We start from the raw sequence: 12,687 nt of genomic DNA, 5'->3' as shown, positions 1-12,687 counted from the left end.
CAACGTGTGATCATCTGTTGCCGGCCGCGGGGCGCAGAAAAGCGCCGTGCTCGCAGCCCGGTAGTGAAAAGAGGATGGACCAGACTAGCACCGAGGGCAGGGTTTTCCCAGAGTTATTCACAGGGCCATCCACAGGCCGCCGCCGTCCTCCTCCGCGGTAAGGCAAGCAGGGTGTTGACCTGCGGCGCGGCAGGCCTATAGAATTGCCGGTTCTATTCGTCTCCATTCATGCAGAGGGCCCCATGGCCACCAAGCGTACTTTCCAACCCAGCAATCTCAAGCGAGCACGCGACCATGGTTTCCGCGCACGTATGGCAACCGCCGACGGCCGCAAGATCCTGGCTCGCCGCCGCGCCAAGGGCCGCAAGCGCCTGAGCGCTTGATTGCCGCGCCGCTCCCTGCGGCCGAGGCAGTCCCTACCGTGAACGCATCGAACCCGTGCAGGCGATTTCCTCGCTCTGCGCGGGTTCGTACGCGTGCGCAATATACGATCGTTTTCGATACTGCACGTCGCACCTCGGACCCACTTCTAAGCCTGCACTGGCGCACCGGCGATACACCGCCGCGCCTGGGCATGGCCGTGTCGCGCAAGGTCGATACGCGCGCGGTTGGACGTAACCGCATCAAACGTGTGCTGCGCGATGCCATGCGGCATCTATTGCCCGAGCTGGCCGGTGGTGACTACGTCATCGTGGCGCGCTCGGCGGCGGCAAAAGCGACCAATCCACAGATCCGCGATGCCTTCGTGCGTCTGCTGCGCCGTGCCGGCGCATTGCCCCTGCCTGCTGCGCCCGGCACAATGCCGCCCGCCAGGACGGTGCGCCCATCCTCCCCTTCCCCGACAGAGCCGGAACTGTAGTTCCGACTGAGCGAGTTGCTGCCCGATGAACCAGACCCGTGTTTTCCTGATTTTTGCCTGGCTGATGGTCGCGGCGTTGCTGTGGATGGAGTGGGGCAAGGACAAGGCGGCTGCCAATGCGCCGGTGGCCGCGGCGACCCAGGCGGTGCCGGCGGCGCGCGATCCGGATGCGGCAGCGCCGAGCGCGGCCAATGTGCCTTCGGCCCAGCCCATTCCGCAGGCCGGCGCGCCGGGCACGGTGCCGGCGACCAGCAGCACTGCGGCAACACCGGCTGCAGCCGGCGCTGCGCCGGTGGTGACCCTGACCTCGGATGTGCTGCGCCTGAAGCTGGACGGCCGCAGCGTGCTCGATGCCGAGCTGCTGCAATTCCCGCAGACCAAGGACGGCACCGCGCCGGTCAGCCTGCTGACCGAAGATCCGGCGCACCCGTATAACGCCACCAGCGGCTGGGCCAGCGAGCATTCGCCGGTGCCGGGTGTAGGCGGCTTCCGCGCCGAGCAGCCGGGCACGACGTTCGAAATGGCCAAGGGCCAGAACACGCTGGTGGTGCCGTTCGTCTGGAATGGCCCCGACGGCGTCTCGATCCGTCGCACCTTTACCCTGGAGCGCGGCCGCTATGCCATCTCGATCAAGGACGAGGTGATCAACAAGAGTGGCGCGCCGTGGAACGGCTACGTGTTCCGGAAGCTGAGCCGGGTGCCGACCATCCTCAGCCGCGGCATGACCAATCCGGATTCCTTCAGCTTCAATGGCGCGACCTGGTACAGCCCGCAGGAAGGCTACGAGCGGCGCGCGTTCAAGGACTACATGGACGACGGCGGCCTGAATCGCCAGATCACCGGCGGCTGGGTAGCGCTGCTGCAGCACCACTTCTTCACCGCGTGGATTCCGCAGAAGGACCAAGCCTCGCTGTACGTGCTGGCCCAGGACGGCCCGCGCGACGTGGCCGAGCTGCGCGGCCCGGCCTTCACCGTGGCACCTGGCCAGACCGCCAGCACCGAAGCGCGGCTGTGGGTAGGCCCGAAGCTGGTCAGCCTGATCGCCAAGGAAGACGTCAAGGGCCTGGACCGCGTGGTCGATTACAGCCGCTTCTCGATCATGGCCATCATCGGCCAGGGCCTGTTCTGGGTGCTGAGCCATCTGCACAGCTTCCTGCACAACTGGGGCTGGGCCATCATCGGCCTGGTGGTCCTGCTGCGCCTGGCGCTGTATCCGCTGTCGGCTGCCCAGTACAAGTCCGGTGCCAAGATGCGCCGCTTCCAGCCGCGCCTGGCGCAGCTCAAGGAGCGCTACGGCGACGATCGCGTCAAGTACCAGCAGGCGACGATGGAGCTGTTCAAGAAGGAAAAGATCAACCCGATGGGCGGCTGCCTGCCGCTGCTGATCCAGATGCCGATCTTCTTCGCGCTGTACTGGGTGCTGGTGGAGTCGGTGGAACTGCGCCAGGCGCCGTGGCTGGGCTGGATCCAGGATCTGACTGCGCGCGACCCGTACTTCATCCTGCCGCTGCTCAACATCTCGATCATGTGGGCGACGCAGAAGCTGACCCCGACCCCGGGCATGGACCCGATGCAGGCCAAGATGATGCAGTTCATGCCGCTGGTGTTCGGCGTCATGATGGCCTTCATGCCGGCCGGCCTGGTGCTGTACTGGGTGGTCAACGGCGGGCTGGGCCTGTTGATCCAGTGGTGGATGATCCGCCAGCACGGCGAGAAGCCGAGCAAGATCATCCAGGCCAACGCCAAGTAAGTACACGAAGGCCCGCCGCAAGGCGGGCTTTCTGCATATCAGCCCGCATTGAGTGCCTGTTGTCTCTTTCGCCAAGGACGCCGTCGTGACCACATCGCCGTTGCATCGCCTGTTGCTGTGCGCAAGTTGCGTCGGAGTGCTGGCACTGGCCGGCTGCGGCACGCAGGACGCCAGCGATGCTGCCGGCGCTGCGAAGCCCGCGGCTGCAACGAGCGCTGGCACGCAGGCGGACAAGACCGGGAACGCCACCGGTGCATTGATCGCGCAACTGCGCGAACAGCTGGACCGGCACCGCCGCATCATCGTGCTGCTGGCCGATGAGGACAAACAAACGCCACGCGATCGCGCCACCTCCAGCAGCGTGGGCCAGCAGTTGTTTCATGAAAACCTGGAGCAGCGCGAACGCATTGCCGCATCGTTGGACACGATTCTGGCTTCCAAGGATGCACGCCGGTTCGCGACGATTGCCGCAGTGCTGGACGAGGTGGAATCTGCGTCGGATCTGTTCGATGCCGACCGCCTGGCATTTGCCGAGGTGCTGCGCGATCTGCATGCGCGCATCGGCCGCGACTCTGCATTGCCGGCGGTGAAACTGCATCAGCGCATCGGCGAGGATCTGGAGGCGCTGGACGAGATCGAGCGCAGCTACAACAAGGAGTTGACGCAGATCTTCAGCCGTCGATCGCAGCCGCGCCATCGTGCCCAAGCGCGAGAAATGGGGCGACTACGTGGCGCAGTTGCGCACGCTCTATACGCGCGAGAACATCCTGCGCGACCATGGCGTGGTCGAGCCGTACCCGTTCGCCGCGCGCGACAGCGACAGCGAAGTGTTCGGCCGCGACCTGCCGCCCAAGACAGTGGTGCTCACCTTCGACGATGGCCCGCACAAGGCCTACACCGAAGAGATCGTGGCGATTCTCAAGCGCTACGATGTGCCCGGCGTGTTCTTCGAAGTGGGGCGCAACCTCGGCAGCCTGGATGCCAACGGCAAACCGCAACTTGCGCCGCTGTCGAAGATCAGTCATTCGCTGATGGAAGAAGGCTATGCGGTGGGGAACCACAGCCTCACCCACGCACAGTTGTCCAAGACCACCGGCGATGCACTGCGTCGCCAGGTTCTGGATACCGACACCTTGCTGCGTGCAGTGGACGACAAGCGCGCGCCGCTGTTCCGGTTTCCGTATGGCGCACGCAATGCGGAAGGCTTGCAGCTGCTGGGCGAAGCCGGCCTGAAATCGATCATGTGGAACATCGACTCGCTGGACTGGGCCGATCCGGTGCCGGAATCCATCGTGCAACGCGTGCTCGATCAAGTGAACAAGGAGCAGCGTGGCATCGTGCTGTTTCATGACATCCACGACCGCGCAGTGAAGGCGCTGCCGCAGATTCTGGATCGTCTGATCGCCGACGGTTACCAGTTCGCCGGCTGGAATGGCCGTGAGTTCTCGGTCGCGCGCGCACCCGGCGCGGCGGCCGATGCCACGGTGACCATCGGCTATGCGAAATCGTGGGCGATCGTGATCGGCATCGACGACTACGCGCATTGGCCCAAGCTGGAATATGCGGCCAACGATGCGCAAGCGATTGCCAGTACCCTGACCGGGCCGTTGGGATTTCCGTCCTCGCAAGTGATCGTGCTCAAGGACGGGCAGGCCACGCGCAACAATATCCTGGCCGCATTCCACGACCGCCTCGGCGAAGGCCGTGCACAAACCAACGACCGCGTGTTCGTGTTCTTTGCCGGGCATGGCGCCACACGACGGCTCGCTTCCGGTCGCGATCTGGGTTACATCATTCCGGTCGACTCGGACCCGCAGCATCTGCCCAGCGATGCGATCGCAATGAGCGATTTGCAGAACATCGCCGAAAGCCTGCAGGCCAAGCACGTCTTGTTCGTGATGGATGCGTGCTACAGCGGGCTGGGATTGACGCGTGGCGGGCCGACGTCCAGCGCGTATCTGCGCGAGAACGCGCGGCGCATCGCGCGCCAGATGCTCACCGCCGGCGGTGCCGATCAACAGGTGGCCGATAGCGGGCCCAATGGGCATTCGGTGTTCACCTGGGTGCTGTTGCAGGCATTGGCTGGCAAGGGCGACCTCAATGGCGATGGCTTGATCACCGGAACCGAACTGGCCGCGTACGTGGCGCCCGCGGTGTCGGCAGTCTCGGCGCAGACGCCGGCATTCGGCAGCCTGCCCGGTTCGCAAGGCGGCGAATTCGTGTTCCAGGTTCCCAGCGGCGAAGAATTTCTCACTGCGCAGACCGCGCAGCTGTCGGCTGATGCGATTGCGCTCAACTCACGCGTGGACGCAGCACGTCCTGTGCCCGCCGCAGCCGGTGTGGCAGTGGCTGCAGTGCCGGTGACGGTGAAGACACTGCAAGGTGGCCAGGCCACGCTGGTGTTGCCCACCGCAGCGAAGAGCAGCGATCGCCAACGTGCACAACTGGCCAACGAACGCGGCCTGCAGTTGTACAAGGAAAAACGCTATGCCGATGCGGCCGAGCAATTTGCCGAGGCACTGAAGCTGCGCCCGGATTTCGCGCTGGCGGCCAACAACCTGGGCTTTGTGTATTACCGTCAGGGGCGCTTTGCCGAATCGGCGCGCTGGCTGGAAAATACCTTGAAGATCGATCCCTCGCGCGCGGTGGCCTATCTCAATCTCGGCGATGCATATGCAAAGGCAGGCGATCGCGACAAGGCGCGCAAGGCCTATGCCACGTACCTGGAATTGCAGCCGCAAGGCAGTGGTGCCGAGCAGGCGCGCGCACAGCTGCAATCGTTGTGACCGGACGCGCGACACGACATGGCGTGCAGACGCCAGACAGCGCGGATGTCGTCATGGGAGGTGATTCAAAAGTGCCCGCAAATATGTGGGTCGGCGTTGTTGGCTGCGCCGTTTAAACTCCAGGTGTCCTTTTTCAATCCACGTAGAGCAGTGCCCATGTCGTCTTCCGCTTCGACCATCGTTGCCATCGCCAGTGCTGCCGGAATCGGCGGCGTGGGCATCGTGCGCCTGTCCGGGGCGCAGTCGGTGCAGATTGCAGCGCAACTGGGAATTGCGCGGATGCAGCCGCGGCATGCGCACTACGCGCGTTTTCGCGACGGGCAGGGCGCCATCATCGACGATGGCATTGCGCTGTGGTTCAACGCGCCGCACAGCTTTACCGGCGAAGACGTCGTCGAGCTGCAAGGCCATGGCAGCCCGGTGCTGTTGCGGCAACTGGTTGCCCGCTGCATCGAACTGGGCGCCCGCCAGGCACGCGCCGGTGAATTCAGTGAGCGTGCGTTCCTCAACGGCAAGCTCGATCTTGCGCAGGCCGAAGCGATTGCCGACCTGATCGCAGCCGGCGACCTGCGGGCGGCCCGCGCCGCGCGGCGCGCACTGGACGGGGTGTTTTCGCGACGGGTCGATGCGGTAGCCGACACCCTGACCCGCCTGCGTATCCACGTGGAAGCGGCCATCGACTTTGCCGACGAGCCGCTCGACACCTTGGGCGGCAACCAACTACGCGATGGTCTGGGTCAGGCGCGCAACGTGCTCGCCCAGCTGCTGCGCGATGCCGAACGCGGACGCAAGTTGCGCGACGGCCTGCATGCGGTGTTGATCGGTCCGCCCAACGCCGGCAAGAGTTCCTTGCTCAATGCGCTGGCCGGAAGCGACCGGGCGATCGTCACCGATGTCGCCGGCACCACCCGCGACACCTTGCACGAAGCCATCCAGCTCGACGGCTTCGAGTTGACCCTGGTCGATACCGCCGGCCTGCGCGATGGCGGCGATGCGATCGAACGCGAAGGCATGCGCCGTGCACGCGCCGAGCTGGAGCGCGCGGACCTGGCACTGGTGGTGCTGGATGCACGCGACCCGCAGGCCGCCCGCGATGCCATTGGCGATGCCGTCGATGCCGTGCCGCGTCAGCTGTGGATCCACAATAAATGCGATCTGCTCGGCAATGCCGCATCGCTCGATGCCAATGCGATCGCTGTCTCTGCCGTGACCGGACAAGGACTGGAGCAATTGCACATCCGCCTGCGCGCGCTTGCGCTCGGCGATGGCGTGGACAGCGTCGAGGGCGAATTCTCTGCCCGTACGCGGCATGTGCAGGCGCTGCGTCGCGCCGAACAACACGTGGACGCTGCCGATCTGGAACTGGGTTTCGAGCAGCTGGAACTGGCTGCCGAAGAACTGCGCCTGGCACATGAAGCGCTCGGCGAGATCACCGGAAAGCTCAGTGCCGATGACCTGCTCGGCAAGATCTTCTCGAGTTTTTGCATCGGCAAGTGATGCGGCGATGCCCAGCGCGATGAGGCGCGCGGGAACCGTCGGAACCGGGCCGCACCCAGACGCAGCTGCCGCCGCACATCATCTGCGTGGACGGCGATGCGGGCGCAACCTCTCGCACGTCGTCCGAGCACTGCAGGCGCATCGGCCATGCGCGTGCGGTGGACTACATCACCCCAGGCAATGCGGTCCCTAGCGCTTGGTTTTCCGCGTTGCACGCAGCCACCGAGGACACAGCCGGCTGCTTGGCCTGCGCCTGTTCGATCTCGCGGCGTGCGGCGGCCAGGTCTTTTTCGAACGCAGGATTGGCGTGCAATGCGGCGACCGTGGCAGCGCCCACCACGCGGCCCTGGGTGACATCGCTCTGCCAGTGCACGTTGCAGACCAGGCGGCTGTCGCCGAAGGCGCGGCCGCGCGCGAGCAGGGCGTCGCGGTGGGCGGGGGCGATTTCGGACAGGATCAGGCCCCAGGTCCAGCCGATGGCGGTGTGGCCGGAGGGGTAGGAACCGTTCTTGCGCAGGGCCGCGTCATCGGCCGGGGTGCACATCGGTTGCGCGTTGCGCATGAAAGGACGCGGGCGTTGATAGCGTGCCTTGGCGGCGCTGGTCGCGGTGCTGGCATCGCGCATGCTGCGTTCGAGCAGACGGATCAGATGCGGGGTGCTGGCCTGGTCGATCTGTATGCCCAGCGCGCAGCTGAAGTGCGTGGCCGCAGCCGGAAAGCTCAGCACCGCGTCCTGCGCGGCCAGCTCCCAGCGCGGTGTCCCGCGCAGGGCGAGCATGGCCTTGGCGACTGCCTCGTCGTTGGCGAGCGCAGCGCTGCCCTCCTGCGGTGGCGGTGGCACCAGCTGCACGCTGTCGGGCAGTTGTTGTTTCTCCAGGTACCCATGCGCATCGGTGGCGAGCACCGAATCTTTCGCGGCTGCCTTGTCCCGTGCACTTGCGATGCCGCTGCCGATCAACAATGCGGCGATGGCAACGCTGACCAGCGTCCGGTGAGAGTGGCAAGCAATGCGCTGCGACATGGCAACCTCAGACAACACGAATGGAAGAGCCCGCAGATTACGACGGCTCGATGACAGCTGCATGCCAACGCGACGCAGCAACGGCCAGGGATGCGAAACGGTTGTCGTTGCACTGTCATGTTTCGGTCGCATCGACGCAAGACAACTGTCGCACGCTTGCCGCCAACTTTTGACTCGTCCCCAACGCCGCTCATGCCCAAGACCCATCAGTTAAGTGCCGCCGTTCTCGCCGCGCTCGTGCTCGCGCCTGCCGCTTACGCCGCCGACCCTGAGGTGTCTGCCGATACTGGTGCGACCGTGCAGCAACTCGATGCGGTGTCGGTGATCGGCCAGGGCGAAACCCGCCAGGTGCAGCGCATCACCCCGCAGGACATTGCGGTGTTGCCGCCGGGCACCAGCATCCAGAAGCTGCTCAACCGCATGCCGGGCGTGAACGTGCAATCCAACGATGCGTTCGGTGCCAACGAAGAATCGCAGACGATCAGCCTGCGCGGCTTCAACGGCACGCGCCTGGGCTATACGCTCGACGGCCTGCCGCTGGGCGACAACGCCTATGGCAACTACAACGGCCTCAACATCAGCCGCGCATTGATTGCGGAAAACTTCGGCGGCGTGGAGCTGGCCTCGGGCATCGGTGCGTTGGGCACGGCGTCGACCAGCAACCTGGGCGGCACCATCCAGTATTACTCGGCAGATCCGTCCAGCGTATTCGGCGGGCAGGTGTCGCAGACGGTGGGCTCCGATGCCAATCGGCGTACCTTCCTGCGCGTGGATACCGGCGATTACAACGGGTTTTCGGCGTATGTGTCGGGCATCAACGCCGAAGCCGACATGTGGGCGCGCCCGGAATCGCCGACCACCACGCGGCAGTTCAATGCCAAGGGCGTGTACCAGTTCGATGGCGGCAAGCTGACCGCATTCGCCGATACCTCGCGTACTTCGCAGGCCGACTATGCGTACCTGTCCAAGAGCGGCATGGCACGCGGCCTGGGCTGGGACTGGAATCTGTACGCGCCGGACTGGAACCGCGCATTGGCTGCAGCGTATTGCGCACCGGCCACGCGCAATGCCGCGCGTTGCGGTTTCAGCGGCGGTGTCGACAACATCGACGATGCGTATTACCAGAGCCGCGCCTTGCGCGACGACGACCTGTTCTACGTGGCCGGCGATTTCCAGCCCAACGATGCGATCAGCCTGCATACGCAGGTCTATCACCACGAGAACAAGGGCCAGGGCCACTGGTGGTCGCCGGGCCAGGCGTCCAATCCGGGTACGCCGCAGGCATTGCCGATTTCCATCCGCAGCACCAATTACTGGATCAACCGCACCGGCGGCATCGCCTCGCTCGGTTGGGATCTTGGCCCGCATCATCTGGAAGCGGGCCTGTGGTACGAGCGCAATCATCACGATGTGGAGCGCAATTTCTACTGGATCGATGGTCCGGTCAGCGACGACAAGTTCCTTCAGAATCCCAATCGCCGTTTGTTCTCGCAGAACTACATCATCACCACGCGGCAGTTCTACGTGCAGGGCAATTTCAAGTTCCTGGATGAGCGTCTGAGCCTGGACCTGGGCATCAAGAGCCCAAGCACCGAAATGACCGCGCGCGAGACGCCGGGCGTGGCAGTGGAAGCGCCGGTGGCCACCGGTTCGCTCAAGGCCAGCGAATCGGTGTTGCCGCAGATCGGCGTGGGCTATCGCCTGGCCGAAGGCCAGGAAGTGTTCGCCTCGTACGCGGAAAACATCGCCGCGTTCCAGGGCGGCGGCGCCGGCGGCCCGTTGCTGGTGACCCAGGCCTCGTTCGATGCCAGCGTCGGCGCATTGGAGCCGGAGAAATCGCGCACGCTGGAAGCGGGCTATCGCTTCGTGCGCGACCGCTTCGAAGCCTCGCTGGTCGGCTACGACGTCACCTTCGATAACCGCCTGCTTTCGCTCAACCCCTGCGCCAGCATCCAGCAGGGCACCACCCCCGCATGCACCACGCGCTTCTTCAACGTGGGCTCGGTGAGCAGCCGCGGCGGCGAACTGACGGTGATCTGGAAGCCGACCAGCTACCTGCAGTGGTACAACTCGGCCTCGATCAACCGTTCGACCTACGACGACAACTACGTGCAGAACGGCGTGGTGATTCCCACCGCCGGCAAGTACACCGTCGACACGCCCAAGCGCATGTTCGCCAGCGAACTGGCCTTCAATTACGGGCCGTGGAATCTCAACCTGCGCGGCAAATACACCGGCCAGCGCTACTACACCTACACCAACGACCAGGGCTTCGGCGGCTACACCGCCTTCGATGCGGGCGGTGGTTATGACTTCGGCCAGGTTGGCGTGCTGCAGGGGCTCAAGCTTTCGCTCAATGTCACCAACCTCACCGACAAGCGTTACGCCTCCAACCTGACGGCCTTCGCCAATAGCGATCCCAACGGCCGCCAGCTGGCCTTCCATGCCAGTGCGCCGCGGCAGGTGTTCTTGACGCTGGATGCGAAGTTCTGAGGAGGGGAATCGGGATTGGGAATCATAAGAGCCGGTCTTGCGGTTGCTTACCGAATTCCGGTTTCCATCGACGCAGACAGTTTTAGGCTGGCGAACAAGACGTCGCGAGTGATGTTCCGGCGGGTGCGGACGATGCAGCGGAAGCGGGATGTACAGTCGTACCTCCCGCGCCGCCTATCGACCAGACTCGCCCGGCGGTCAGGCGTCGATTCGGTACCTGTTTTTCGTTGGAGAGATGCATGATGCAGTTCGGTCGTATCTGGTTGGTGGGAGCGATGATGGTTGGCATGAACGGCCCGGCAGTTGCCGAAGCGCCGCTGGCCAAGACGGTGCAGATCTTTGCGCACCGCGGCGCCAGTGCGCTGCGTCCGGAACACACCCTGGCCTCCTATGCCAAAGCCATTGTCGATGGCGCCGATTTTGTCGAGCCGGATCTGGTGTCCACCAAGGATGGCGTGCTGATCGCGCGGCACGAGAACGAGATCGGTGGCACCACCGATGTGGCCAGCCATCCGGAATTCGCTGCGCGCAAGACGCGCAAGACCATCGATGGCCAGGCAATGGACGGCTGGTTCACCGAGGACTTCACGCTGGCCGAATTGAAGACCTTGCGCGCACGCGAGCGCTTGCCGCAGCTGCGTGGCACGCGCTGGGATGGCCAGTTCCAGATCGTGACCTTGGACGAGATCATCGATTTCGTCGCGGCCGAATCTGCCGCGACCGGCCGCACCATCGGGCTGATTCCGGAGATCAAGCACCCCAGCTATTTCAAGGCGCTGGGCCTGCCGATGGAAGACAAGGTGCTGGCCACCTTGCAGGCGCATGCCTATACCCGGACTGCGCCGATGATCATCCAGTCGTTCGAGACCGGCAACCTGCGCTATCTGCGCGACAAGATCGGGCGCACCAGCAACATCGGCCTGCTGCAGTTGCTCGGGGGCGCGCAGATGGCGCTGCCCGATGCCGGCACGGGCGATGCGCCGAAGACCTACGGGCAGATGATCACGCCCGACGGCCTGAAGCAGGTCGCACGCTATGCCGATGCGATCGGCCCCGACATCCGCAGCATCATCCCGCTGGATGCGCAGCAACGTTTGGGCGCGCCCACCAGCCTGGTGCACGACGCACATGCGGCCGGGTTGCAGGTGCAGCCGTATACGTTCCGTCCGGAAAATTATTTTCTGGCCGCCAACAACCGCAGCGGCGGCGCGGTGACCGAGCGCAACGACGCCGGCGCGTTGGTCGAGTTGCAGGCGTATCTGGATGCGGGCATCGATGCGTTCTTTGCCGACGACCCGGGCCTGGCGCGGCGCGCATTGAGCGGGCACACCTCGCGCTAATCAGCATCTGTAGGAGCGCGCCAGAGCGCGACGGGCTCTAGCGGTACAGCCCGTCGCGCGCAGGCACGCGCCCACGCAGGGCAGCGCAGCGCGATCGACCGAGTCGTGGTTGCCTGATCCGTCTCAGGTACCCGGCGGCCGTTCGCGCGGCGGGAAATGCAGCACCACGCTCTGCGAGCCATCGTCCTGGCGCTGCCACAGCACCGGCACCTGACGCGGCGGTGGCGGTTCCAGCATCGCGTGTTCGGAGTTGCTCACCTCCCAGGCAGCGTCTTCGTCCTCGTCTTCCCAGCTGTAGCGCGGCTTGGCCTGTTGCGGGTCGCGCAGGCGCAGCAGCAGGGCGGCGATCAGGCCGGCCACCGCACCGCCCAGATGCGATTGCCAGGACACGCCGGCTTCGTGCGGCAGGATGGTCATCAGCATGCCGCCGTAGAACAGGAAGGCGATCATGCTGGTGGCGATCGCGGGGCGGTCGCGGCGCAGCAGGCCCAGCACAAACACCAGGAACATCAGCCCGTGGGTCACGCCGCTGGCGCCCAGATGCCGGCTGCCGGGTTCGCCCAGCAGCCAAGCGCCCAGGCCCGAGCCCAGCCACAACAGCGGCAGCGCCATGACGGTGGCACGCGGATACACGCTGCCGGCCAGCGTGCCCAGGATCAGCAGCGCCGCGGCGTTGGCGCCCAGGTGGGCCAGCGAACCATGCAGCAGCGGTGCGGTGAGGATGCCGCGCAGGCCGTCGGCCTGCAGCGGTGCCACCGCCCAGGCGCGCCAGTCGAACATGCCCTGGGCGGTGAACACCGCCACCAGCAGCAGCACGGCGGCAAGGCTCACATTGAAGGCGCGCAAGACCCGGGAACGATCCAGGCGAGCTTGGGCGGTGGTGTCGGCGGCGGCAACAGGATGCGGTGTCATACCTTCACGGATGGCGTCACGCGGGTTTT

The 12,687-nt window shown here is 65.2% G+C and carries 8 protein-coding genes, 1 other RNA gene and 1 pseudogene; 7 read left to right on the top strand and 3 right to left on the bottom strand.

All coding sequences use genetic code 11. The annotated features are described in order from the left end of the window. Positions 1-242: 242 nt before the first annotated feature. The 5 genes and pseudogenes from rpmH to mnmE all read left to right on the top strand — a co-directional run bounded on the left by rpmH (position 243) and on the right by mnmE (position 6,892). The gene (gene rpmH / locus ACCQ15_RS21660) at positions 243-383 is read left to right on the top strand and encodes a 50S ribosomal protein L34 (protein ID WP_002805908.1); all 141 of its coding nucleotides are present in this window, start codon (positions 243-245) and stop codon (positions 381-383) included. A gap of 38 nt (positions 384-421) precedes the next feature. Then, positions 422-859: a ribonuclease P protein component gene (gene rnpA, locus ACCQ15_RS21655; protein WP_007968218.1), complete on the top strand. Its 438-nt coding sequence runs from the start codon at positions 422-424 to the stop codon at positions 857-859. 25 nt (positions 860-884) lie between these two features. After that, on the top strand, positions 885-2,609 hold the full coding sequence (yidC, locus tag ACCQ15_RS21650) for a membrane protein insertase YidC (RefSeq protein WP_008573001.1): 1,725 nt from the start codon (positions 885-887) through the stop codon (positions 2,607-2,609). Positions 2,610-2,694: 85 nt separating this feature from the next. Continuing rightward, positions 2,695-5,395: pseudogene (locus ACCQ15_RS21645) on the top strand (polysaccharide deacetylase family protein). 156 nt (positions 5,396-5,551) lie between these two features. Continuing rightward, positions 5,552-6,892, top strand: coding sequence for a tRNA uridine-5-carboxymethylaminomethyl(34) synthesis GTPase MnmE (gene mnmE, locus ACCQ15_RS21640; RefSeq protein ID WP_136733103.1), 1,341 nt, complete (start codon positions 5,552-5,554; stop codon positions 6,890-6,892). Positions 6,893-7,055: 163 nt separating this feature from the next. Here mnmE and ACCQ15_RS21635 read toward each other — a convergent pair whose 3' ends face one another. Then, on the bottom strand, positions 7,056-7,913 hold the full coding sequence (locus ACCQ15_RS21635) for an acid phosphatase (protein ID WP_029820541.1): 858 nt from the start codon (positions 7,911-7,913) through the stop codon (positions 7,056-7,058). Between the two features lie 192 nt (positions 7,914-8,105). Between ACCQ15_RS21635 and ACCQ15_RS21630 the strand changes: the two genes are divergently transcribed. Beyond that, a complete protein-coding gene (locus ACCQ15_RS21630; protein ID WP_031425274.1) occupies positions 8,106-10,406 on the top strand; it encodes a TonB-dependent receptor in 2,301 nt (766 codons plus the stop codon). An 89-nt stretch (positions 10,407-10,495) separates the two neighbouring features. Here the strand turns inward: ACCQ15_RS21630 and ACCQ15_RS21625 are convergent. Beyond that, a non-coding RNA gene (locus ACCQ15_RS21625) (sX9 sRNA) lies at positions 10,496-10,570 on the bottom strand. 75 nt (positions 10,571-10,645) lie between these two features. On the opposite strand from ACCQ15_RS21625, the gene ACCQ15_RS21620 reads away from it, so the two are divergent. Further along, positions 10,646-11,746 carry a glycerophosphodiester phosphodiesterase gene (locus tag ACCQ15_RS21620; RefSeq protein WP_372381066.1) on the top strand — a complete coding sequence of 367 codons (1,101 nt, stop codon included), beginning with the start codon at positions 10,646-10,648 and terminating at the stop codon, positions 11,744-11,746. A gap of 123 nt (positions 11,747-11,869) precedes the next feature. Here ACCQ15_RS21620 and ACCQ15_RS21615 read toward each other — a convergent pair whose 3' ends face one another. Next, positions 11,870-12,658, bottom strand: a complete 789-nt coding sequence (locus ACCQ15_RS21615; RefSeq protein WP_372356591.1) for a rhomboid family intramembrane serine protease — start codon at positions 12,656-12,658, stop codon at positions 11,870-11,872. Between the last annotated feature and the right edge of the window lie 29 nt (positions 12,659-12,687).

The sequence above is a fragment of the Xanthomonas sp. NCPPB 1754 genome (assembly GCF_041475725.2).
Classification (GTDB): Bacteria; Pseudomonadota; Gammaproteobacteria; order Xanthomonadales; family Xanthomonadaceae; genus Xanthomonas; species Xanthomonas euvesicatoria.
This window is presented reverse-complemented; position numbering and strand designations above follow the sequence as displayed.